This is a genomic window from Streptomyces sp. enrichment culture (assembly GCF_964272855.1).
Lineage (GTDB): Bacteria > Actinomycetota > Actinomycetes > Streptomycetales > Streptomycetaceae > Streptomyces.
Map to the genome: position 1 here is coordinate 8,055,856 of NZ_OZ186847.1, position 23,316 is coordinate 8,079,171.

A 23,316-nucleotide genomic window follows, 5' to 3' on the forward strand; every position below is an offset into this window, starting at 1 on the left:
TCCACCCTTGCCCCCGGACGGGGGCCGCCGGTGATTTCTCTGCCCGCGGCAGATTCGCCGTGGGCAGAGCGGCGCTCAGCCCGTCTCGCGCAGCTGACGGAAGAACGCCCGTACGTCCGCGACCAGCAGGTCCGGCTCCTCCATCGCGGCGAAGTGCCCGCCCCGGTCGAACTCCGTCCAGCGCACGATGTTCTCGGTGCGGTCGGCCTTGTGCCGCAGCGGGAGCTGGAGTTCGGCCGGGAAGAGGGCGACCGCGGTCGGCGCCGTGGACGGCTCGGCGGGGGCGGCGGCGCGGCCGGTGGCGTGCGCCCGCTCGTAGTAGACGCGGGCCGACGAACCGGCCGTCCCCGTCAGCCAGTACAGCATCACGTTGGTCAGCAGCCGGTCCCGGTCCACGGCCTCCTCCGGCAGCTCCTCGGAGTCCGTCCACTCCCGGAACTTCTCCGTGATCCAGGCGAGTTGACCGACGGGTGAGTCGGTCAGCGCGTACGCCAGGGTCTGCGGCCGGGTCGCCTGGAGCACGGCGTACCCGGTGCCCTCGCGCGACCACGCGTCCCACCGGCGCCAGGAGGTCAGCGTGCGCTCCCGCTCCTCGGGGCCGAGCGCCGCCAGCTCCTCCTCGGTCGGCTCGGTGACCGCCTGCGCGCCGGGCAGCAGGTTCAGATGGACGCCGACGACCCGGTCGGGACGGGCGCGGCCCAGCTCGCGGGAGATCGCCGCGCCCCAGTCGCCGCCCTGCGCGCCGAACCGCTCGTAGCCGAGCCGGCGCATCAGCTCGGCCCAGGCGTCGGCGACCCGCCCGGCCTCCCAGCCGGGTTCCGTCGTCGGCCCGGACAGCCCGAAGCCGGGGATGCTCGGCAGCACCACGTGGAACGCGTCGGCCGGGTCCCCGCCGTGCGCCGCCGGATCGGTCAACGGGCCGACCACGTCGAGGAACTCGACGATCGAGCCGGGCCAGCCGTGCGTGAGGACCAACGGGGTCGCGTCCGGCTCGGGGGAACGGATGTGCGCGAAGTGGACGTTCGCCCCGTCGATCGTGGTCGTGAACTGCGGCCACTCGTTCAGCCGGGCCTCGGCGGCCCGCCAGTCGTACTCGTGCCGCCAGTACCGGACCAGCTCCCGCAGATAGTCCGCCGGCACGCCGTACGCCCAGCCCACCCCGGGCAGCTGGTCCGGCCAGCGGGTGCGGTCGAGGCGGTCGTGGAGGTCGGCGAGGTCGCCGTCCGGGACGGCGAGACGGAAGGGACGCAGGGCATCGGCAGGCGAGAACGCGATCATGCCCGGATGCTAGACGCGTGCGGTGGCGCGAGCGTACGGATTTCGTCCCGCCCGGACCGATGAGTTTCCCGGCGGACACCGGTCGACACTGTTGACCGCGTTCCCCACTCAGGAGGTGCCCATGACCACCGACGGATTCACCACGTGTCTCTGGTTCGACGGCCAGGCCGAGGAAGCCGCCCATTTCTACGTCTCGGTCTTCGAGAACTCCGGCGTCGGCGAGGTCACCCGCTACCCGGAGGGCGGCTTCCGCCCCGCCGGGACCGTGCTGACCGTCGAGTTCACCGCCAACGGCCAGAAGTTCGTCGCGCTCAACGGCGGACCCGAGTTCAAGTTCAACGAGGCGATCTCCTTCCAGATCTTCTGCGCCGACCAGGAGGAGGTCGACCACTACTGGACCAAGCTGACCGAGGACGGCGGCGAGCCCGGCCCGTGCGGCTGGCTCAAGGACAGGTACGGCGTGTCCTGGCAGGTCATTCCGGAGCGGCTCACCGCGATGATCAGCGACCCGGACCCGGAGAAGTCGGCCCGCGTCACCAAGACGATGATGGCGATGGGCAAGCTCGACGTCGCCGCCCTGGACCGGGCGTACGCGGGGGAGTGAGGCCTCAGCCGCCGCCCCGGGCCGCCGCGCCGACCACCTTGGTGATCTCCCGGGCGATGCGCAGCACGCCCGGGGAGCGGACCGGGCACGGCTTCGGGGTGGACGTCGCCGGGGCGAGACAGAAGTGCAGGTGGTCGTCGTCCCGGTGCAGGGCGGTGTCGCGGCCCGGCTCGGTGCAGTAGCCGGGGTGCGCCCGCTCCCAGGCGGTGCACGGCAGGAACCGGGTCACCGGCCGTGCGCGACGAGATAGGCCTCGGTGACCGGCTGCCCGGCCTCGAACAGGACCTTGCCGGCCCGGACCTCGCGCACCTGGAAGCGGGTGGCGATCCCCCTGAGGACCTCGGTTTCGGAGTAGCCGCGCAGGACCGGCAGTTCGGTCAGCGTCTCCGGGATGCCCCGGACGTCGTCCGCGCCGTTCCGCTCGAACTGCACCCGTCCCCGGCCGAGGCGCAGCTGCAGACGCCGGTTGACCCGGTAGGCGCCGCCCTTGACGTCCACCCACGGCAGCATCTTCAGCAGCCACCGCGAGGTGATGGCCTGCATCTGCGGTTCGGACTTGGTGGTCGTCGTGAGCTGGCGGGCGCCAGGGTGCTGAGGCTGGTGGGTTCGGGGACGGGCTCGTCGGTGGCGGGACCGGTGGCGCTGTCGGGCGTGGACACATTCCCTCCTGGGATGCACAGGCGTGAGCGGAACGGCCGGAGGTGGCACGCGGTCGTGCGCGGGATCAAGCCAAACAGCGGCCGCCGGTGACGGGTACGGCGTGAAGGGGTCGGCTTGCGCACCCTGGAGGTGCAAACCCCCGGTTGAGGCGGCCCGATTCTCGGGAGGTGTGCCGCGAGGCGTGTGTACGGTTCGTGCCCTGGGCGCACACGGCGCACGGCTGTCCCCTGGGGCTCACGGGTGTGTCCGGCGCGCGGGGCCGCCCCCGGATGGCTAGCGTGAAAGACCGGACCATCCACCGAGAACCGGAAGAGGGCCGCGATCATGGCCGTGAAACCTGAGGGCCACCCCTGCTGGGCGGACGCGATGTTCACCGACCTCGAAGGGGCCAAGAGCTTCTACGGCGAGGTCCTCGGCTGGACCTTCGGCGAGCCGTCGTCGGAGCACGGCAACTATACGGAGGCCTACCGCGACGGCAAGGCGGTCGCCGCGATCGTCCCGCCGGTGCCGGGCCAGGAGGGGCAGGACGAGCAGTCGCAGTGGTGTCTGTATTTCGCCTCCCCCGACACCGCCGCGACCGCCGCCAAGATCCGCGACAACGGCGGCGAGCTGGTGATGGAGCCGATGACCGTGGGCGACTACGGCACCATGTGCCTGGCCCGTGACCCCGGAGGCGTGGTCTTCGGCGTGTGGCAGGCCGGCAGCCACGAGGGCTTCCAGGTGCCCATGGACCAGCCGGGCGCGTTCTGCTGGGCGGAGGTCTTCACCCGCGAGCCCGAGAAGTCCGACGCGTTCTTCCCGGCGGTGTTCCCGTACACGGCCCGGCAGATGGAGGACGACGGCGTCGACTTCCGGATCTTCAACGTGGGTGACGCCCCGGTGCTGGGCCGGATGCGGATGACCGACGACTTCCCGCCCGAGGTGCCGCCGTACATCAACGTCTACTTCAGCGTCGCCGACTGCGACGAGGCCGTCGCCAAGGCCACCAAGCTCGGCGCCGTCCTCCGGTTCGGGCCGATGAGCAGCCCCTTCGGGCGGTTCGCCGCGCTCACCGACCCGCAGGGCGCGAACTTCTCGGTGATCGACACCCAGACCACCGAGGGCGACATGCCGGAGCTCACCGACGTCTCGTGAGGACTCCCGGGACCGGCGTCCCGGCCCGTCCATGGCATCATCGGGCACATGCGTGAACGAGTGGTGGCCGCGTGCGACGGGGCTTCGAAGGGAAACCCCGGACCGGCCGGCTGGGCCTGGGTCGTCGCCGACGAGACGGATACGCCGGACCGATGGGAGGCGGGCCCGCTGGGCCGGGCCACCAACAACGTCGCGGAGCTGACCGCGCTGGAGCGGCTGCTGGCGGCCACCGACCCGGCCGTGCCGCTGGAGATCCGGATGGACTCGCAGTACGCGATGAAGGCCGTCACCACCTGGCTGCCCGGCTGGAAGCGCAACGGCTGGAAGACCTCCGCCGGTAAGCCGGTAGCCAACCAGGACCTGGTCGTCCGGATCGACGAACTGCTGGACGGCCGCTCGGTCGAGTTCCGCTACGTCCCCGCCCACCAGGTCGACGGCGACCCGCTCAACGACTTCGCCGACCGCGCCGCCAGCCAGGCCGCCTCCGTCCAGCAGCCGGCCGGCAGCGGCCTGGGGTCCCCGGAGCCGCCGCCCGCCCCGGACGCCCCGCTCGCCAAGGCGCCGGGCCGCCGCTCCCCGGCGGCCCGGAAGAAGAGCGGCGGCTCCTCGCGCACGATCAAGGCGAAGTTCCCCGGCCGCTGCCTGTGCGGCCGTTCCTACGCGGCCGGTGAGCCCATCGCGAAGAACGCGCAGGGTTGGGGCCACCCGGAGTGCCGCACCGCGGCCGCCGGGTGAGGCGCGGCACGCTCACACCACGCCGCGCCAGCCGCCGCTCTCCTGGCCGCGCTCCTCGATGAACCGCTTGAAGCGCTCCAGGTCGCCCTTGGTCTGCCGCTTCACGAAGCCCAGCTTGTCACCGACGGTCTCGGCGACGCCGTCCGGATGGAACTCCATCTGCAGCATCACCTTGGTGTGGTCGTCGTCGAGGCGGTGGAAGGTCACCACGCCGGCCTGTCGGGCGTCCCCGGCGACGGTCGTCCAGGCGACCCGCTCGTCCGGGAGCTGCTCGGTGATCTCCGCGTCGAACTCCCGCCGGACCCCGTCGACCTTGGTCACCCAGTGGGTGAGCGTGTCGGTGCGCTGCTCGATGCGCTCCACCCCGCTCATGAACTCGGGGAAGGTCTCGAACTGGGTCCACTGGTTGTAGGCGGTGTGCACGGGGACGGCGACCTCGATGGATTCCTCGACCTGCGACATGCGCGGATCACTCCTTCGTCGTTCGTCGGACAGGTCCGGTGCGAGTACCCGTGACCTCGGCGGCGATGCCGTCAGTCGGTGTCGAAGGTGTAGTGGGCGGTGTGGTCCAGCAGGTCGGCGGGGGCGGCGTCGTTCCACGGCTTCATCTTCTCGCCGAGGTCGACCACGTTCGGCGTGCCCGCGGCGGGCAGGTAGCCGGAGTCCGGGTGGCGTCGCCGCCACTCGGCCCACAGCTTGTCGACGTAGGCGTGGTGCAGCCAGAACACCGGGTCGTTGGGGGACATCCCGGTGGCCATCTGCCCGCCGACCCAGACGTGCACCCGGTTGTGCAGGTTGACGCCCCGCCACCCTTCCAGGTGGTTGCGGAAGCCGTCGGAGGCGCTGTTCCAGGGCGCCATGTCGTACGTCGCGATGGCCAGCACCGACTCCACCTCGGCCCGCGTCGGCAGCTCCCGCACCGAGGTGGCGAGCGAACGCCGCAGGTAGGTCCGTCCGTCGACGCGGACGTTGATCGGCCAGTCGCCGGCGGACGCGGCGAACGGCCCGTCCATCACCCGACCGTCCGTGCTGCGCCCGGTGCCGCCGAGGAAGTCCGGCGCCCACAGCGAGGCCCGCACGGTGCGGTCGGCGGACCAGTCCCAGTACGGCAGCGCCACGGAGGCGTCCACGGACTGCAGGGCCCGTTCGAACTCCAGCAGGTATCTGCGGTGCCAGGGCAGGAAGGACGGCGAACGGTGGCCGGTGCGCTCGCCGTTGTCGGTGTCGGAGACTATGAACTGGTTGTGCGTGGTGACGAAGTCGTCGTAGCGGCCGCTGCGCTTGAGCTCCAGGACGGCGGCGACGAAGCGCCGCTTCTCGTCGGCGGTCAGCGTCGCCTGGTTCTTCCGGACGGTCATCTTGCGTGCTCCAAAAGGCTTGCTGGGTGGTTCAGTTGGCGGGGAACGGCAACAGGCGCGCGCCCTGGAGCTCGTCGACCGCGGCCCGTGCGGCGGCCCGCGGGGTGGGCACCGGGTCGTAGTGGCTGACGACGCTGATCCAGCTGCCGTCGGCGTTGCGCATCACGTGCAGTTCCACCCCGTCGATGAACACGGCGTAGCCGCCGCCGTGGTGCTGGTGGCCCCCGCCGGCCGGCCCGCCCTGTATCCGGCGGCCCTTGTAGACCTCGTCGAAGGACTGCGGGGCGCCGTGGTGGCCGTGGTCGGCAGCGGTCGCCTCGGGTGCGGCGCCGAGCGCCGTGGCGACGCCGGCGGTGGCGGTGAGGGCGGCCGCGGCGGTGAGCGCGCGGCGACGGCTGAGTTCCGGCATACGGACCTCCGGGGTGCGTGTGGTTGACGACCCCGTATGCCTATCGGCCCGGTCGCAAGCGGGAGAAATCGCTCCAGAGGGGTTGGCTGCGATCCGGACAAGTGACTACATGTCGTACAGTGTTGAACAAAGATGATCTTGCTGTGAAGGCCCCCTGTCCGACCCCGGAACGGGCAATTCCTTGCCGTGGCCACCGGGTGATCGGTGATCTTTCGCGTGGCCGTGCGCCACCCGTGGCCTGGCTCACGCCGGGAAAGTGGCGCGAAACGGCGAAGGACGGCCGCGCGCGGCCGCGCCCTCAGGGCAGCAGCCGGTCGAGGAAGGCGTTGCCGAACACGTGGTGCGGGTCGAGCCGGTCGGGGATCCCGGCCGCCCGCGTCCACGCCTCGTCCCCGGACGAGGCGGGCACGGCCCGCTCCACGACCTCCGGATCGCTCCACGCGGCCCGCCCGGTGTAGCCCCAGCCCTTGGACCACTCCACCCGGGCCAGCCCGGCGCCGCCGCCGTCGTACGTCCCCAGCACGTACCGCTCCAGCTCCCGCAGGAACTCCTCCGCGGACGGGGTGCCCGGCAGGGCCAGCACGTTCAGCCACACCGCCGTGTCCCACTCGGGCCGACCCGTTACCGGCCGCAGCGCCGACAGCAGCGGGGCGCGGGCGCCGTCCACGCCGGCGTCGGCCGGATCGTCCAGACCGGTCACCCGGATCTCCACCGATCCGTTGACCGGGAAGCGGCCGCGGGCGGCGTACGCCGTCAGCAGCCTGCGGTAGTACGCCGTGAACCCGGCGACGACCTCCTGCACCCGGGCCCGCTCGGTGACGACCGCGTAGCCGTCGGTGTGCACCCGCAGGGTGGTGGGCCGCAGATACAGCAGCGTGTTCTTCGACGGCCCCCAGATGTCCGCCGACCCGGTCGCCGCCAGCCTCAGCACGGCCGCCTCGTACTGGGCGACGCCGAGCGCCGGAGCCAGATACCAGGCCGCCCCCGCGACCAGCCGCCCCACCAGATCGGCCACCGGCGTCGGAAGGCTGTCGGAGAACGGGTAGTTGTACGGCCCGGTCACCTCCCGCGACCCGGCCGGGCGGGTCGGCGCCACGCTCCACACCTTCAGCCACGGATGCTCGGTGAAGGCGAACCAGATCGCCTCCGCCCGACCCGACCGGTCCAGGAAGCTCGCCAGCGTCCGCCCGCCCCGGCCGGGCGCCGCGAACAGCTCCCCGGCCGGGATGTCCGTCCGGCTGACACAGCGCAGCCGGGTGTCGGCGCCGACCCGCAGCACCACCTCGGTGACGAAGCCGCGGCCCAGATGGGCGAGGAGCGCCGCGCAGTCCGCCTCGTCCCGCCGGAACGTGCGCAGCCGGTACGCCCCGCCGGCCTCGTCCCACACGACCGCCGTCAGCGACAGCACGAGGTTGCTGAGCGAGCCGAAGGTGTGCCCGTCACGGCGCGCCTCGCCGTCGGCCGGTACGGCGGTGCCGTGCGCGTCGATCGCGAGGGCCCCGCCGAGGGTCAGCACCCCGGGTGCCGGGGCCGCGGTGAGGTCGAGCCCGTGCTCCTCCAGGAACGTGAGCAGCGCTTCCAGCGTGACGTCCGTCCCGGCGCGGACCGAGGAGGGCGATTCCAGGGCCAGGCCGGTGAGGTGCGGGGCGGTGTCGACGAGCAGGACGGGGGCGTCGGGAGGCGTGCCCTCCGGGATCGTCAGCGGCGACCAGCCGTGCGAGGCACCCCGGGCGCGGACCCGCCGGCCCGCGCGCCAGGCCCAGTTGACGACCTCGGCCACCTGCTCCGCCCGGGCCGGCGCGCACGCCCACAGCCCCGTGGCGGTGATCTCGCCCGTCCAGTTGCGGTACCCGGTGCGGTACAGGGGCACTTCCGCCGGGAAGCCCGGCAACTCCTCGGCGGCGGCCGCCGGATCGGCGAGACGTCCCCTGGGGGCCGCTCGCCCGGCGCCCGGTGGCCGCTCGCCACGCATCACACGTGTGGGTGACAGAACCGCGGAACCGGGACCGGAGGCGTCGGCTCCGGGCAGGGACGGGCGGGTGACAGACTGACGCCATGGAAGAGCGTGTATTCGACAGATGGGGTCAGCGGGCGTCCGTCATCGGCCTGGGGACCTGGCAGCTCGGCGCCGACTGGGGCGACGTCGACGACAAGGAAGCCCTCATGGTGCTGGAGGCGGCGGCCGAGTCGGGGGTGACCTTCTTCGACACCGCCGACGTGTACGGCGACGGCCGCAGCGAACAGACCATCGCCGCGTTCCTGAGCGGCCGTCCCGATCTGCACGTCCTCGTCGCGACCAAGATGGGCCGCCGCGTCGACCAGATCCCCGAGAACTACGTACTGGACAACTTCCGCGCCTGGAACGACCGGTCCCGGCGCAACCTCGGCGTCGACCGGATCGACCTGGTGCAGCTGCACTGCCCGCCGACCTCCGTCTACTCCTCGGACGAGGTGTTCGACGCCCTGGACACCCTTGTCGCGGAGGAGCGCGTCGCCGCCTACGGCGTCAGCGTGGAGACCTGCGAGGAGGCACTGACCGCGATCGCCCGGCCGGGCGTGGCCAGCGTGCAGATCATCCTCAACCCGTTCCGCATGAAGCCGCTGCGCCAGGTCCTCCCGGCCGCGCGCGAGGCCGGCGTGGGCATCATCGCCCGGGTCCCGCTCGCCTCCGGCCTGCTGTCCGGCAAGTACACCAAGGACACGGTCTTCCCCGAGAACGACCACCGCACCTACAACCGCCACGGCGAGTCCTTCGACCAGGGCGAGACCTTCTCCGGCGTCGACTTCGCCACCGGCGTCGAGGCCGCCGCCGAGTTCGCCGCGCTCGCCCCCGAGGGATACACCCCCGCCCAGCTCGCCCTGCGCTGGATCGCCCAGCAGCCCGGCGTGACCACGGTGATCCCCGGCGCCCGCTCGCCGGAGCAGGCCCGCGCCAACACGGCCGCCGCACACCTGCCGCCGCTCCCCGACGCCACCCTCGACGCGATCCGGGACCTGTACGACCGGCGGATCAAGGACCAGGTCGAGGGCCGCTGGTAGGAGGCCGGCAGCCGTCACCGCGCCGAAACCCCTCGGCGGGGACACTTCCGCCGCCGAGGGGGAACCCGGAGGGGAAGGACAGCGGATCCGTTCCCAAGGGGAGGCAGAGTCGTGACGGCCGGCGAAGACAGCGCGAAGAGGGCCAGAGGGCGCAACGAGACGGAGGAGGAGAGAGCCGACCGGATGTGGGTCGAGCTCATCCAGGAAGTACGCGTGGCCCAGATGGGCGTCCAGATCCTGTTCGGTTTCCTGCTCACCGTCGTCTTCACCCCGGGGTACCGCGAGCTGCCCGACACCGACCGCACGATCTACATCGTCACGGTCGTCCTCGGGGCCGCCGCGACCGGCGCCCTGATCGGACCGGTCTCGCTGCACCGGCTGGTCTCCGGTCGGCGGATCAAGCCGCAGGCGGTCAGCTGGGCCTCCCGGATGACCATCGTCGGCCTGATCCTGCTGCTGGCCACCACGACCGCCTCGCTGCTGCTGATACTGCGGGTGGCGACCCACGACGACTTCGTCCCGTGGCTGGTCACCGGTGTCCTGCTGTGGTATCTGCTGTGCTGGTTCGGGATACCCCTGTGGACCCGGCACCGGCACACCAGCCGCGGGGAGCCGCCGGTCAGCCCTCGGCGATGACCTCGGCCAGGAAGTCGTCCACCCGGATCCGCTCCCGGCCGGGCGCCACCACGGCGTGACTGTCACGCAGGAAGGCCGCGACCGCCGGCGCCCAGGCGAACACCGTCGCGTGATGGTGCCCGCCGTCGGCCCGGGGGTCGCCGAAGAAGTCCAGCCGCAGCTCCTCCCAGACGCCCGTCGACGCCGGACGCATCCGGACGTCACCCACGCCGACCGGCCGGCACAGCCCGTCGGCCAGCATCTCGCGGTCCAGCCGCCACCGGGCGAGCACCCGGCCGTCGTGGCTGAACACCACGGTCACGGCGAACGGGTCCTCGGCGTCGTACCTCAGGTGGGCGAGAACCGGGAAACGGTCCGAGGTGCCGGCCTGGAGCTGCATGACCAGGGTCCTGTGCACGAAGCTGTTCACCAGAAGGCCTCCGGGGAGAACGGACGTAAAGCCTTCCTGTACCCCGGTCCCGCACAAGATGCTCAGCTCTCCGGGTGATTCTCCCGCGCCCCGCGCAACGCCGTGAGGCAGCCGCCGATGGCCCGCTGCAGTTCCTCCAGCCGCTGGACCATGTCGTCATCGTAGAAGTCCCGGGCATCGTCGAAGGTCAGCTCCTCGAACGCCTTCGCGGCCTTCTGCAGACTGCTGTAGAACTTCGTCCGCCGCTCCCGCACACGCAGCTCGGGGTCGGCCTCGACGGTCTCGACGACGAGGGACCGCAGGGTGTCGTAGGCCTCGGTGGCCCACTCGCCGGCGTCCTCGTCCTCCTCCAGCTCGTCGATCAGCGACAGATGCCGCTCGGCCTCCTGGCGCAGCTCGGCGGGCGCGTCGACGGTCTGCCCGGCCGGGGTGCGGATCACGCCGGACTCGGCGATCTGCCGGACGTAGCCGATGCGGTCGGCCGACCGGCTCTCGGTGGCCACGGCCTTCTTCAGATCGTCGGTGCGGACCACGTCCCGGGCCGGCTCCGCCTGGAGCTCCGGGTCCTCCCGCACCCGGTCGAGAAGGGCCCGGCGGGCCGCCCGGGCGGTGGACGGGTCGGCGAGGATCGCGGCGCGCAGCGCGGTGGGGTTCTCGGCGACCTCGAGCGCCTTGGTCGGGCGGATGCCCTCGGCCTCGGCGGCCTCGGCGATGGCGGTGCCGCGCTCGGAGGCGGCGCTGGAACGGGCGACGTAGTAGCTCAGCCACACGTCGGCGTCCGGCAGCTCGACCTCCTGGCCCGGCGTGAGCGCCTCGAAGTGCGGCACCAGGCCGTCGTCGGCGGCCTCCCAGGCCCGGTAGTAGCGCATGACCCGCTCCGGGGAGCAGCCGGCCAGCTCCGCGAACTCCTTCGCGGACACCTTCGGCGTGCCCTGCGCGGCCTGCCCGCCGGGCCGCACGCTGCGCGCCACCTTCAGCCCGAAGGCCCATCCGCCGGTACGCGCATAGGCGCCGAACTCACGCGCGTCGCGCGCGACGAGCTCGGACCCGTCGACGGACACGGTGGGGGACTCGACCGGGGCGATCGCCGGGCTCAACGGTGACTCTCCTGGGCAGGGCGCGGACTGCGGAAAACGGCAAACCGGAATCCTGTCCGCACCCCCCCGGCCCGCTCAGTCCAGCGCGTCGTGCAGCGCCGGCAGCAGCGTCTTCTCCGACCAGTCCAGGAACTCGGGCTGCGACTCGCCGCCGATCTGCACCAGCGCGATCTCGGTGAAACCGGCCTCCGCGTACGGCCGTACGGCCTCGACGAAGGCGTCCGGGTCGTCGCCGCACGGGATCGACCCGGCCACGTCGTCCGGCGTGACGAACTGCGTCGCCGACTCGAAGGAGTCGGGGTGCGGCAGCTCGGAGTTGACCTTCCAGCCGTTGCCGAACCAGCGGAACTGGGCGTGCGCCCGCTTGATCGCCGCGTCCCGGTCGGTGTCGTAGCAGACCGGCAGCTGGCCCACGCGCGGCTTGCCCGTGCCGCCGTGCCGGTCGAAGGCCTCCAGCAGTCCCGGCTTGGGCTCGGTGGCGATGACCAGGTCGGCCAGGCGGCCGGCCAGCTCGCAGGAGCGGTCGCCGGAGACGGCGATGCCGATCGGCGGCGGCTCGTCCGGCAGATCCCACAGCCGGGCCGACTCCACGTCGAAGTGGGTGCCGCGACGGCTGACGTGCCCGCCCTCGAACAGTGCCCGGATGATCTCGACGGCCTCCTCCAGCATCTCGTGCCGCACCTCCACCGAAGGCCAGCCGCCGCCCACCACATGCTCGTTGAGGTTCTCGCCCGAGCCCAGACCGAGCCGGAACCGGCCCTGTGACAGCAGCTGCATCGTCGCCGCCTTCTGCGCCACCACCGCCGGGTGGTAGCGGAAGGTCGGGCAGGTCACGTACGTCATGAGCGGGATGCGGGAGGTCGCCTGCGCCGCCGCGCCCAGCACGCTCCACGCGTACGGGGAGTGGCCCTGCGCGCGCAGCCACGGGAAGTAGTGGTCCGAGGTCACCGAGAAGTCGAAGCCGACCTCCTCGGCCCGTGCCACATGGTCGACGAGGTCACGAGGGCCGGCCTGCTCGGTCATCATCGTGTATCCGATTTGCACCATAACGGGCGAGTCCCCGGCTCGGAGCGGTGAAAACGGTGCCCCTGTGACCTGCGTGAAACCCCTCGCTACCGGGGTGATCACCGGGGCAGGATGACGGTATGAAGGTGCGACCCCTCCCCAGCAGCCCGCCCGCCGCCCGGGGCGTGGACGCCTCCGGTGTCCTCGCCCTCCTCGACGCGCTGGACGCCGCCCCCGAGATCGAGCCGCACAGCCTGATGATCCTGCGGCACGGACACGTCGTGACCGCCGGCTGGTGGGCGCCGTACACCCCGGACCGCCCCCAGCTGCTGTACTCGCTGAGCAAGAGCTTCACGGGGACGGCCGCCGCGTTCGCCGCCGCCGAGGGGCTGCTCGACCTCGACGCTCCGGTGATCTCCTACTTCCCGGAGTTCGCCGCCGACATCACCGACCCGCGCAGCCGGGCGATGCTGGTCCGGCACGTGGCGACGATGTCCAGCGGCCATCTCGCCGAGACCCTCGACGCGGCCCGCGCCCTCGACCGCGCCGACCTGGTGCGCGGCTTCCTGCTGCTGCCCCCGGACCGCGACCCCGGCACCGTCTTCGCCTACAACCAGCCCACCACCTACACCCTCGCGGCGATCGTCCAGCGGGTCACCGGACAGTCGCTCACCGACTACCTGAGGCCGCGGCTGCTGGACCCGCTCGGCATCGGGGAGGTGTCCTGGGTGCGCGACCGCACCGGCCGCGAGATCGGCTTCAGCGGACTGCACGCCACGACCGACGCCGTCGCCCGGCTCGGCGAGCTGTATCTGCGCGACGGCGTCTGGCAGGGCGAGCGGCTGCTGCCCGAGGGCTGGGTCGCCGACGCCACCCGCGCGCACGTCCCGACCGCAGGCGGCATGGGCGACACCGAGCGCGAGGACTGGGACCAGGGCTACGGACGGCAGTTCTGGATGTCCCGGCACGGCTACCGCGGCGACGGCGCGTACGGCCAGTTCTGCCTGGTCCTGCCCGAGCACGGCACGGTCATCGTGACGACCGCCGCGACCGAGCGGATGCAGGAGCTGCTGAACCTGGTCTGGGAGCATCTGCTGCCCGCCCTCCACCCCGGGCCGCTGACCGGCCGCGAGGACGCCGAGGCCGCCCTGCGCGAGCGGCTGGCCGGGCTGGCGCTGCCGCCGGTCCCGGGCCGGGCCGCCCCTCCCGGGCGGGCCGACGACTGGGCCGCCGCCCCGTTCGTCCCGGCCGGAGGTGTCTGCGCGGACCAGCCGGGACTGTCGGCGGTCGCGATCGCCGACGGCCCGGACGGCTGGACGGCGACCCTCACCGAGGACGGGCACGACCTCGCGCTGCCACTCCACGGCGGGGACGGCTGGACCGCCGTCGACGAGCCCGTGCCCATCGCGGTGGGCGGGGGCTGGACGGACGCCGGGACGCTGACGCTGGACGTGGTGTTCACGGAGACCCCGCACCACCTGCTGATCACCTGTTCCCTCCCGGACCGCACCTTCACCGCCCGCTGGCACACCCGCCCGCTGCACTCCGGCCCGCTGCGCAACCGGCGTGCCCCGCGCCCGCGGTCAGCCTGACGGCGCCCGGAAGGTACGCAGGACGGTGTCCAGGGCCCGCCGGTTCGCGGGCTCGTCGAAGACGGCGGCCGGGGTCGTCCAGCGCAGCGAGTAGCCCTGGCCGCCGCCGAGCAGGAAACCCCGCCCGAGGGTGCGCGACTGCGTCCCGTCGACGGCGGTGACCCACTCCATGTCGGCGGCCGCCCGGCCCTGGTACGTGGTGGCCCGGATCTCCCCGAGCCGCCGGTAACCGCCCGCGTCCCGCAGGCCCGGCTCCACGTCGTCCCGCCACACGGCGACCGGGTCCGGCCCCAGCCGCTCGCTGTAGGTCACCGCGAGCTCCCGCTCGTCGCCCTCCGTGCCGAGGATGACGCGGTACGCCAGACCGGAGTCGCGGGTGGTGCGCAGCGGACGCCAGCCCTCGGGCAGGGCGACGGAGAAGCCTTCCGGGGACGTGTACGTGCGGAAGCCGCGGGGGAGGCCGGAGGGGTCCGGCGTGGACGTGCGCGTCGGATCGGGCGGTGCCGGTGCGGCCCGGCCCGGTGCGGCCGCGGTCGGGCCGGTGTCCGGGGAGCCGTCGGCGCCGGTGGCGGGACCGCCCGGCGCGAGGGGCCGGGAGGGGGCGTCCGAGGCGGTGGTGGAGTCGCCGCCCGCCGGCAGGCTCGTCGTGGCGAGGACGGCCACGGCGATGGTGACCACCGCGAGCGCGGTCCCGACGGCCAGGGCCCGGCCGCTCCAGCCCGGCGCCGCGTGGCAGACGGCGGTGTAGGCGCGGCGCAGCCGGGGCGGCGGCGCGGTCGGCCGGGCATCGGCGGTGTCCTCGTGCAGCACCCGGGTGAGCGCCTCGCGGACCACCGGGCGCGTCAGCCGCTCCCGGGAGTCCTTGCGCAGCAGCCCCTGCACCACCCGGCTGAGCGGCCCGGCCCGCATCGGGGTGCGCAGCGGGAGCCGGTCCACGCCCCGCAGGGTGACCTCCGGCCGGTCCCGGTCACGGAACGGGGGGCGTCCCTCCACCAGGGTGTACAGGATGGCGCCCAGCGCCCACAGGTCCGCCGCCGGGCCGATCCGCTCGTCCCGGGCCTGCTCGGGGGAGGCGTACGACGGTGCCGTCAGCCGTGGCGCGAGGGTCGTCCCGGCCAGGCCGAAACCGGCGACCACGACCGGGCCCCGCTCCGGCACGACGACCTGGCCGGGGCTCAGCTCGCCGTGCGTGATGCCCGCGCCGTGCGCCGCCTCCAGGACGTCCAGCAGCTCCAGCCCGATCCGCGCCGCCCGCACGTAGTGCACGGGGCCGCGCTCCGTGAGGAGTTCGCCGAGCGGGGTGCCCCCGACCCAGTCGGTGACGGTCCACAGCACGCCCGCCTCCACGACCGCGTCGAGCACCGGGGCCACCTGGCCGGGGCACAGCCGCTCGACCGTCTCGGAGGTGCGCACCACCCGGCCGACGAGCCGCCGCGTCCCCTCCTCGCCCGCGCCCTCCGGCAGCCGGACCTCCGTCACCAGACACGGACGCCCGGCCTCGACGTCCTCCCCGTACCAGCAGACGCGGTTCGTCTCACGGTGGACGACGTCGAGGAGCCGGTATCTCCCCGCGACCGCCACTTGCGCGCCGACGTACGCCTCGCCCATGTCATCCCTCGCTGACCGCCCGGCTCTCACCCTTTCCCAGTGGTACGAGAGCCGCGACGGCGGGCGTTCAACACGCGGGCGCGTATTCCGCGCTCAGAGGCATTTTTGACGTTGCGTCAGTGCCGGCCGGTGCCGAGCACGTCAGCTCAGCCCGAACCGCTCCGCCCAGGACCGCGGGTCACCGGTCGGCGCGTTGCCCCCGCACACCACCAGCCCCAGCCGCGCCCCGTCCCCGACCCGCTCCAGCACCCGCCGGGCCGCGGGCAGCAGACAGCCGGCGGCCGGCTCCGTCCACAGCTTGGCGTGCTCGGCGAGCTCCAGGCAGCCCCGCACGGCCTCCAGGTCGGGCACCACCAGCACCTCGTCGACCAGCGCGGACACATGCTCGTACGTCAGCCGGGAGACCGACGGGGCGCTGAGCGTGGACACGATCGACGACAGCTCCACGGGCAGCGGACCGCCGGCCGCGAGCGCCGCGGACATCGCCTCGGCGCCCTCGGTCTCCACACCCCAGACCCGCACCCCCGGGCGACGGGCGCGCAGCGCCGCCGCCACTCCGGCGATCAGCCCGCCCCCGCCGATGCTGACCAGTACGTCGGTCAGCTCGCCCGCGTCCTCGGCGAACTCCAGACCCACGGTTCCCTGTCCGGCGATGACCAAGGGATCGTCGAACGGGTGCACAAGGGTCAGCCCCTCGTCGCGCAGCACCTCCACGAGGCGGAACGCCTCGGCCATCCCGTCGGTCAGCCGCACCGACGCACCGGCCTCCCGGGCGATGTCGATTGACCGCGCGGGCGCCGAGCGCGGCATGACGACCGTCGCCTTCACGTCCAGGGCGGCGGCCATGACCGCGAGCGCGATGCCGTGGTTGCCGCCGCTGACCGCCACCACCCCGGCCGCCCGCTCGGCCTCGCTCAGCGACAGCAGCTTCGCCGTCGCCCCGCGCGCCTTGAACGAACCGGTGCGCTGGAGGAGTTCCAGCTTGGTGGTGACCGGGACGCCGAGCAGCGCCGACAGACCGGGGCTCGACACGGTGGGGGTACGGACGACGTGGCCGGCGATCCGCCCGGCGGCGGCTTCGATGTCCGAGATGCCGATCAAGGAACTCACTCATCCTTCCGGCGCGGCGGTCCGGTGATCCGCGCCGCGTCGACCCTCACCCGCCGGAAGGCCGGTGGTCAACACGATCACGCCGGGGACGCCCCGCTCAGTGCTGCTGCGGCCGGCCGGCGGTCGCCTCACTGGGCCGCACCACCACGTGGCCCTCACCCTCCAGCTTCAGCTGGACCGCCTCCCCGGAACCGCCGCGCAGCATCGAGCCGATGGTCTGGGACCGGTGCAGGGAGGTCGCAAGCCCCGCGGTCCAGCCGACGACCGCGTCCGTGTCGACGTGGACGGGAAGCCGGGGCGTCACGGGGATCACCAGGGGATTCCCCTCGCAGACCAGCCCCAGCCGGCCCTGGCCGGTGAAGACGCTGTTGAACAGGCCGCCGCCCGCCATGCCCGCGCCCTTCACGGTGGCGATGCGGTAGGCGAGGGTGGCGTCGAAGCACAGGACGTTGCGGCCGTTCACGGTGAACTCGTCACCGGGGCCGACCTCGACGACGAAACAGTTCTGCGCCTCGTGCGCGAACCACGCCTCGCCCCGCCCGCGCACGGTCATCAGCGGCAGTCCCTCGCCGGTGACCACGCGCTTGAGCATGCCGCCGACTCCCTGGCCCTTGCGTTCGAAGGCGAGGTCGCCGCGGTAGGCGATCATCGCGCCCTGACGGGCCAGCATCTCGCCGTCGACGGTGTACCGGATGCACTTGGCGTTCTCGACGGTCATGCCCGGCCCGGAGGCGGGCCGCACCACGTGCTCGCTGGAAAAGAGGTCACCCTTCATGCGGGCATCCTGGGCCGGAGGGGGACCCGCCGCCAAGACTGCTCGTCGGGGTTCAGCGCCTTCGGCCACCTCAGCCACCTCAGCCACCGAACACCTGCGTCCAGTACGTCCCCGAACGCCCGCCGCCCGCGAAGCCGACGCCGATGTGCGTGAATTCGCGCCTGAGGATGTTGGCGCGGTGCCCGGGGCTGTTCATCCAGCCGGTCACCACCTCGGCGGGGGAGCGCTGGCCGCAGGCGATGTTCTCGCCGATCGAACGCCGGCCGGCGCCCGCCGCGGCGGCCCGGTCCCAGGGGCGGCTGCCGTCGGGCGAGGTGTGGGAGTAGAAGTCCCGGGCCACCATGTCCGCGCTGTGCGCCTGCGCCGCCGCGGTCAGCGCGGGGTCACCGGCCAGGGGGCGCAGACCGGCACGGGCGCGCTCCCGGTTGGTGAGGCCGACGACCTCGGCGGTGGTCCGCGCCAGATCGCCGGGCGTGAGCGGGCGCGCCCACAGCGCCGTCCAGTAGACGTCGCCCGACCGGCCGCCGTGCGCCGAACCGACGGCGGCGTGGCTGAACGCGGGGTCGTGGAGCGTGCGGCGCGGGCCGTCGTTGCGCAGGCAGTACGCGACGAAGTCGGCGGGCGTGCGGGGCCCGGAGACCAGGTGCTCGCCGACCGTGACGTACACGTATCCGGCGGCCGTGACCCGCCGGTAGAGGGAGACGCCGTCCCGGCCCTCCGTCCCGAGCCGCCCGGCCGCCGCCATCGCCGCCGCGTGCTCGCGGGCCGCGCCGGCCAGCCGGACGTCCAGGGCGACCGGCGGGGAACCGGCCCGCGCACGGGCCGAGTTGACGAGGCCGAGGAAGCCGTCGTCGTCCGGCTCGGCGGCCGGCCGGGGAGGGACGACCACCGCCGGCACTCGGGCGGGCGGCCCGTCGTCGACCACGTCCACCCCGAAGTCACGGGCCAGCCCGGCGAGCCCGTCCGCGTACCCCTGCCCGAGGGCGCGCAGCTTCCAGCCCGGTCCGCGCCGGTAGACCTCGGCGAGCAGCAGCACCGTCTCCCGGTCCGGACGTGCCGGGGTGAAGCGGGCCAGCGGACGCCCGCCGGTGTCCGTGACCCGCAGGGCCGGGGCGGGCAGGCGGTCCAGGCCGGTGCCCGGCTCGGCGGGGCTGACGACGACGGTGACCCGGGTCGCTCCGGCGCGCAGCCGCGGCGGGTCCAGGGTGAGCGTGTCGCCGCGCAGCCGGGCGCCCGGCGCCGACGGCTGGTTGTAGAAGACGAAGTCACCGTCGCCGCCGACCCTGCCGCCGTCGTCGGTGATCAGCGCGGACATGTCGAACGGCCCGGGCACCCGCAGGGTCAGCGGGCCGCCCGGCAGGGGCAGATTGCCACCGGGGACCAACTCGCTCATGGCGCCGCCCTGCTGTCAGAGAGTTCTCGAACCGGACAACGACGGCCGGGGCACGGAAGGTTCCCGCGCCCGGCAGTGTCACTCAGCTTCCGGCGGGCTCCCCGACGACGACCTGCGGGGCGACGTCCTCGTACCGCTCCACGGACTCGCCGGATCCGCCGCGCGCCTTCCCCTTCGTGCCGCAGAACGCCGACTCCAGGGTCCCCAGCATGGTGTTGAGGACGGTGCCGTTGTTGGAGGTGTTGGCGAGCGCGGTGAGGCTGCGGCTGCCGTCCTCGGTGGTGAACGCGTACGTGTAGTAGCCCTGCACCGCTCCCGTGTGCCCGTACACCGACACCCCGCACGACAGGTCCCGCCGCCGCAGCCCCAGCCCGTACGCCTGCGAGTCGGCGACCTTCACCCACTTCGTCATCTCGGCCAGCCGCGCCGCGGAGGTCAGCCGGCCGCCGAGCAGAGCCGAGTAGAAGGTGTTCAGGTCACGCGTGGTGGAGATGACGGCACCCGCGCTCTGCGCCCACGACACGGTCTGCCGGGTGGAGTCCACGAGCGGCGCGCCCGCCTCGTCCGGGGTGAGGTACCCGCGCGCGTGCCGGCCGGGGATGCGGGTGCCGGGGTGGACGTAGAAGGTGTCGTGCAGGCCCAGCGGCCCGAAGATCCGGTCCCGGTACTCCGCCGCCACGCTGTTCCCGGTCAGCTCCTCGACGAGCATGCCGGCGACGACGAAGTTCGTGTTCGAGTACCGGTAGGCGGCGCCCGGCGCGTCGGTGGGCGGGTGCTGCAGCGCGCGGTCGACCAGCCGGCGGTAGGTGAAGACCTCGTCCCGGACCGCCTCGAAGCCGGGGACCGTCTTCTCGAACATGTCGTTGGTGTAGTCGTACAGGCCGCTGCGGTGGCTCAGGAGGTGCCGCACGGTGATCCGGCCGTCGGGGAGCAGCCCGGGGAGATGGCGCTCGACCGGGTCGTCGAGCTTCAGCCTTCCCTCGTCGACGAGTTGCAGCAGGACGACGGCCGTGAAGGTCTTGGTGACGCTGCCGACGCGGAAGCGGTCCTCGTCGGCGAGGGCCCGGCCGGTCCCGCGGTCGGCGACGCCGACGGCGGCCCGTCGCACACCGCCCCGGTCGTCGATACGGGCCATCGCGCCGGGCGCCCCCTGCCGCCCCGCGGCACGCAACACCCCGCGCACTCCGGTGAGATCGGGCGCGCGCAGTCCGGCGGACCGCGCCGCCGGGGCCTCCCCGCCCATCGCGGGTGCCGGCACCGCCAGCAGGGACAGCACCACCGCCCCGATCACCGCACCGCCCCGTACCGTCGCCGAGCCCATCCGGTCCCTCTTCCGCGCACGCCCGCCCGGCGTCCGTACGACACCGGGCACCTCGAAGGCGAGGACACCTTCTCGCACCCGGCCCGGTCCTCCGGCGGCGACACACAGTCCGGCCGCCCGGATCACCGGATGACGTGACACGCGCCCCGAATCAGCGGGCGTCGGCCGGCCAGGACGTCAACAGGCCGCGCCGGTGCGCGATCGCCACCGCCTCGGTACGGCTCGCGGCGCCCAGCTTGGCGAGGATGTTCGACACGTGCACGCTCGCCGTCTTGCCGGTGATGAACAGCTCCTCGCCGATCTGCCGGTTGCTGCGGCCGAGGGCGAGCAGACCCAGCACGTCCCGCTCCCGGGCCGTCAACGGCGACGCGCCGGCCGCACCGGACGGCCGGTCCGCGAGCCGGCCGCGCCGCACCAGGGCGTCCACCCGCTCCGACAGCCCTGCGGCGCCCAGCGCCACGGCCGTCTCCCGGGCCGCGCGCGCCGCCGCGGCCGCCTCCTCGCGCCGCTCGACGGCGAGCAGGGCCTCGGCGTGGCCCAGCCGGCAGCGAGCCGTCTCGTACACGTCCCCCAGACCGGTGAACGCGGCGACCGCCCGCTCCCAGCCCGCCGGGTCCGCGCCGGACCCCGCCCGCGCGCACTCCGCCTCGGCCCGCGCCAGCCACGCCATCCCCTCGGGCCCGTGCGGTATGCCCTCCTCGCCCTGCCGGGCCACGGACCGTGCCAGCTCCGTCAGTTCGACCCCGGTGCCCGCCCACCGCCGCGCCCCGGCCTCGTCCCCGGCGAGCCGCAGTTCCACCGCCCGGTCGGCCACCGCGGTCAGCGCCAGCGCGGCCAGCCGGACGGAGGCGTCCGGCCGGATCCCCGAGTCGTCGGTCAGCGTCTCGACCGTGCTCCACACCCGCTCCACGGCCGCCTCGGCGTCGCCGCGCCGGGCGGCGGCGTCGGTCAGCACGATGCCCGCGACGAACGCGGCCATCCAGTCGAACGGCCCGTCGAGCAGGGCACGCGCCCGCTGCTCGATGTCCGCTTCGCCGCGCGCGAGGCCCACCAGGAGCGCCGGACCGTTCACGTAACCGCCCGTCACCGGCAGCACAGCCGTGTCGGCAGCCGCCGCGGCCACGCACTCGTCCCAGCGGCCCACGACGTAGAGCACCAGCAGCCGCATGTAGCGCATCTCCAGCGGATACGGCGACGACAGCAGGCCCGCGCGACGGGCCCGGTCCAGGCCTTCCGTCAGCCACGGCAGGGACTGCTCGGGCTCGCCCGCCTCGAAGCAGGAGATGGCCAGATTGAGCAGCGCGCGCAGCTCCACGGGCGTGTTGCCCGCCCGCCGGGCCAGCTCCAGGGCCTCCCGCAGCCGGGCGTGCCCCTCCGGGGTGCGGCGGCCGCCGCCCTCCAGGGCGGCCAGCGAGATCAGCAGATCGGCGCGGGCGTCGGTGACGTCCAGCCGCTCGGCGACGCGCAGCGCCTCACGCGCCACCCTCGACGCGGTCTCCGCCTCGCCCATCTGACGCGCCGCCATCGCGTGCGTCGCCGCCGCCCACACCCACGTCGGCGACGGCGGCTCGGCGGGTATCAGCGCCAGCGCCTCGCTGCTGTAGGCGTACGCGGCAGCCAGGTTGTCGACGCTCAGCAGGTTCCCGGCGAGCGTGTAGCGGACCCGCGCGGCGAGCTCCGAGTCCGCGTCCCGGCCGACGCCGTCCAGGGCCGCCCGGGTCAGGGCGACCGCGCGGTGCGACTCCCCGGCGTGCGCGGCGGCGGCCGAGGCGCGCAGGGTGAGCGAGACCCGGTCGGCACCGTCGCCCGCGGGGCGGGCCGCCGGGTCCACCGTCCCCCACAGGTCGAGGACCGCCTCCAGGTGCCGCAGCTCCTCGGCGGGCGCCCCCAGCAGCCGGGCGTGGTCGGCGGCCTCCAGGGACGCGCCCAGCGCCTCCGGCAGGTCGTGGCTCTCGCGGTAGTGGTGGGCACGCTCGGCGGCGCTCTCCGGCGTACGGCCCCGGCCGGTGAGCAGCCGGGCGAACGACCCGTGCAGCCGCGACCGTTCACCCGGGAGCAGATCGGCGTACACCGCCTCGCGGATCAGGGCGTGCCGGAACGCGTACGTGCCGCCGTCGCCCGCGACCAGCAACTGCCGCCCCACGGCCTCCCGCAGCGCCGACTCCAGCTCGGCCTCGGACCGGGCGACCGCGTCCCGCAGCAGATCGTGCTCGACCCGCCGCCCGGCCACGGCGGCCGTGCGCAGCACCTGCTGTGCGGTGTCCGGCAGTTGCTCGAACCGGATGAGCAGCAGGTCCGCCAGGCCGCTCGGCACACCTCCGGGCTCCTCGTCGCCGGCCGCGAGCAGTTCCTCCGCGTAGAACGCGTTGCCCTCGGCGAGCTCCACGATCCGGCGGACCGTGGCCTCCGGCAGCGGTTCCGGGCGCAGCAGGCGCACCAGCCGGGCCACCTCCGCGTCGGGCAGGGGACGCAGCTCCAGCCGCTCGACGGCGGGAAGCCGCACGAGTTCGGCCAGCAGCGGCCGCAGCGGGTGGCGGCGGTGCAGGTCGTCCGCGCGGTAGGAGGCGAACACCGCGAGCCGGTGGCTGGGCGCCCCGCCCGCCGGCCGCTGCGGCACACCCCGGCTGAGCAGGAACCGCAGCAGGTCCCGCGACGACTGGTCGGCCCAGTGCAGATCCTCCAGGACCAGCAGCAGCCCGGCGGTCTCCGACGCCTCGGCGAGCAGCGCCGCCACACCTTCGAACAGCCGCAGCCGCCCGCCGACCTCCCGCTCGGCGTCCGGCCCGCCGCCGAGCAGCCGCTCGACCACGGGATGCGCGGCCAGCACGGGAGCGAACCGCTCGTCGGCGGCGAGCGCGCCCAGGATCTCCGTGAACGGCAGATACGGCAGGCCCACGTCGCCGAGGTCGACGCAGTGCCCGGTGAGCACGGTCATCCCGGCCCGCGCGGCCCGCGCGGCGGCCTCGTCCAGCAGCCGCGTCTTCCCGACGCCCGCGTCCCCGGCGACCAGGACCGCCCGGGGTTCGCCCTCCCGGGCGCGTCCCAGCACCCCGGCGAGCCGGGCCAGTTCGTCGTCCCGGCCGGTCAGCGGCGTGGTGAATGAGCTGTGCGACACGCGCCCATCCTGACACGCGCGCCGGACCCGACCGGCCC

Annotated in this window: 20 protein-coding genes and 2 pseudogenes; 6 read left to right on the top strand and 16 right to left on the bottom strand. The window is 73.9% G+C overall.

What is annotated here, in order from left to right:
* Positions 1-75: 75 nt before the first annotated feature.
* Positions 76-1,278, bottom strand: coding sequence for an epoxide hydrolase family protein (locus ACSU6L_RS35935; RefSeq protein WP_437063783.1), 1,203 nt, complete (start codon positions 1,276-1,278; stop codon positions 76-78).
* A gap of 121 nt (positions 1,279-1,399) precedes the next feature.
* On the opposite strand from ACSU6L_RS35935, the gene ACSU6L_RS35940 reads away from it, so the two are divergent.
* Entirely contained in the window at positions 1,400-1,882 is a 483-nt protein-coding gene (locus tag ACSU6L_RS35940; protein WP_437063785.1) for a VOC family protein, read from the top strand.
* Positions 1,883-1,886: 4 nt separating this feature from the next.
* On the opposite strand, the pseudogene ACSU6L_RS35945 reads toward ACSU6L_RS35940, so the two are convergent.
* Together ACSU6L_RS35945 and ACSU6L_RS35950 are read right to left on the bottom strand one after the other, a co-directional pair.
* A pseudogene (locus tag ACSU6L_RS35945) lies at positions 1,887-2,108 on the bottom strand (SGNH/GDSL hydrolase family protein); the annotation flags it as partial.
* A 2-nt stretch (positions 2,109-2,110) separates the two neighbouring features.
* A pseudogene (locus ACSU6L_RS35950) lies at positions 2,111-2,541 on the bottom strand (Crp/Fnr family transcriptional regulator); the annotation flags it as partial.
* Between the two features lie 325 nt (positions 2,542-2,866).
* Here ACSU6L_RS35950 and ACSU6L_RS35955 point away from each other — a divergent pair.
* A complete protein-coding gene (locus ACSU6L_RS35955) occupies positions 2,867-3,676 on the top strand; it encodes a VOC family protein (RefSeq protein ID WP_437063787.1) in 810 nt (269 codons plus the stop codon).
* Between the two features lie 48 nt (positions 3,677-3,724).
* Entirely contained in the window at positions 3,725-4,411 is a 687-nt protein-coding gene (locus tag ACSU6L_RS35960; RefSeq protein WP_437063789.1) for a ribonuclease H family protein, read from the top strand.
* Between the two features lie 12 nt (positions 4,412-4,423).
* On the opposite strand, the gene ACSU6L_RS35965 is transcribed toward ACSU6L_RS35960, so the two are convergent.
* From ACSU6L_RS35965 to ACSU6L_RS35980, 4 genes are all read right to left on the bottom strand, one after another.
* A complete protein-coding gene (locus tag ACSU6L_RS35965; RefSeq protein WP_073943766.1) occupies positions 4,424-4,873 on the bottom strand; it encodes an SRPBCC family protein in 450 nt (149 codons plus the stop codon).
* A 71-nt stretch (positions 4,874-4,944) separates the two neighbouring features.
* Positions 4,945-5,769: a tyrosinase MelC2 gene (gene melC2, locus ACSU6L_RS35970; RefSeq protein ID WP_437063791.1), complete on the bottom strand. Its 825-nt coding sequence runs from the start codon at positions 5,767-5,769 to the stop codon at positions 4,945-4,947.
* A gap of 31 nt (positions 5,770-5,800) precedes the next feature.
* Positions 5,801-6,178, bottom strand: a complete 378-nt coding sequence (gene melC1 / locus ACSU6L_RS35975; RefSeq protein ID WP_437063793.1) for an apotyrosinase chaperone MelC1 — start codon at positions 6,176-6,178, stop codon at positions 5,801-5,803.
* Between the two features lie 298 nt (positions 6,179-6,476).
* Positions 6,477-8,150, bottom strand: a complete 1,674-nt coding sequence (locus tag ACSU6L_RS35980; RefSeq protein ID WP_437063795.1) for a cholesterol oxidase substrate-binding domain-containing protein — start codon at positions 8,148-8,150, stop codon at positions 6,477-6,479.
* 83 nt (positions 8,151-8,233) lie between these two features.
* Between ACSU6L_RS35980 and ACSU6L_RS35985 the strand changes: the two genes are divergently transcribed.
* Together ACSU6L_RS35985 and ACSU6L_RS35990 are read left to right on the top strand one after the other, a co-directional pair.
* Positions 8,234-9,217 carry an aldo/keto reductase gene (locus ACSU6L_RS35985; RefSeq protein WP_437063797.1) on the top strand — a complete coding sequence of 328 codons (984 nt, stop codon included), beginning with the start codon at positions 8,234-8,236 and terminating at the stop codon, positions 9,215-9,217.
* A 183-nt stretch (positions 9,218-9,400) separates the two neighbouring features.
* Positions 9,401-9,853, top strand: coding sequence for a DUF6328 family protein (locus ACSU6L_RS35990; protein ID WP_437065162.1), 453 nt, complete (start codon positions 9,401-9,403; stop codon positions 9,851-9,853).
* On the opposite strand, the gene ACSU6L_RS35995 is transcribed toward ACSU6L_RS35990, so the two are convergent.
* The 3 genes from ACSU6L_RS35995 to ACSU6L_RS36005 form a co-directional block, all read right to left on the bottom strand.
* Positions 9,837-10,262: an SsgA family sporulation/cell division regulator gene (locus ACSU6L_RS35995; RefSeq protein WP_437063799.1), complete on the bottom strand. Its 426-nt coding sequence runs from the start codon at positions 10,260-10,262 to the stop codon at positions 9,837-9,839. The two genes, ACSU6L_RS35990 and ACSU6L_RS35995, sit on opposite strands and share 17 nt — an antisense overlap.
* Positions 10,263-10,324: 62 nt before the next feature.
* Complete coding sequence (locus ACSU6L_RS36000; RefSeq protein ID WP_437063801.1) at positions 10,325-11,359, bottom strand: hypothetical protein; 1,035 nt, start codon at positions 11,357-11,359, stop codon at positions 10,325-10,327.
* 75 nt (positions 11,360-11,434) lie between these two features.
* Positions 11,435-12,406 carry an LLM class F420-dependent oxidoreductase gene (locus ACSU6L_RS36005; RefSeq protein ID WP_437063803.1) on the bottom strand — a complete coding sequence of 324 codons (972 nt, stop codon included), beginning with the start codon at positions 12,404-12,406 and terminating at the stop codon, positions 11,435-11,437.
* Between the two features lie 98 nt (positions 12,407-12,504).
* Here ACSU6L_RS36005 and ACSU6L_RS36010 point away from each other — a divergent pair, with 98 nt between their 5' ends.
* A complete protein-coding gene (locus tag ACSU6L_RS36010; RefSeq protein ID WP_437063805.1) occupies positions 12,505-13,956 on the top strand; it encodes a serine hydrolase domain-containing protein in 1,452 nt (483 codons plus the stop codon).
* Here ACSU6L_RS36010 and ACSU6L_RS36015 read toward each other — a convergent pair.
* The 6 genes from ACSU6L_RS36015 to ACSU6L_RS36040 all read right to left on the bottom strand — a co-directional run bounded on the left by ACSU6L_RS36015 (position 13,948) and on the right by ACSU6L_RS36040 (position 23,278).
* Entirely contained in the window at positions 13,948-15,564 is a 1,617-nt protein-coding gene (locus ACSU6L_RS36015; protein WP_437063807.1) for a protein kinase domain-containing protein, read from the bottom strand. The genes ACSU6L_RS36010 and ACSU6L_RS36015 overlap by 9 nt on opposite strands.
* Before the next feature lie 141 nt (positions 15,565-15,705).
* Positions 15,706-16,665, bottom strand: a complete 960-nt coding sequence (locus tag ACSU6L_RS36020) for a threonine/serine dehydratase (protein ID WP_437065163.1) — start codon at positions 16,663-16,665, stop codon at positions 15,706-15,708.
* A 106-nt stretch (positions 16,666-16,771) separates the two neighbouring features.
* Positions 16,772-17,449 (bottom strand): AIM24 family protein, encoded by a 678-nt coding sequence (locus tag ACSU6L_RS36025; RefSeq protein WP_437063809.1) that lies wholly within the window; start codon positions 17,447-17,449, stop codon positions 16,772-16,774.
* Between the two features lie 79 nt (positions 17,450-17,528).
* Entirely contained in the window at positions 17,529-18,842 is a 1,314-nt protein-coding gene (locus ACSU6L_RS36030; protein WP_437063811.1) for a CAP domain-containing protein, read from the bottom strand.
* An 82-nt stretch (positions 18,843-18,924) separates the two neighbouring features.
* Positions 18,925-20,163: a serine hydrolase domain-containing protein gene (locus tag ACSU6L_RS36035; protein WP_437065165.1), complete on the bottom strand. Its 1,239-nt coding sequence runs from the start codon at positions 20,161-20,163 to the stop codon at positions 18,925-18,927.
* 151 nt (positions 20,164-20,314) lie between these two features.
* A complete protein-coding gene (locus tag ACSU6L_RS36040) occupies positions 20,315-23,278 on the bottom strand; it encodes an ATP-binding protein (RefSeq protein ID WP_437063812.1) in 2,964 nt (987 codons plus the stop codon).
* Positions 23,279-23,316: the final 38 nt, after the last annotated feature.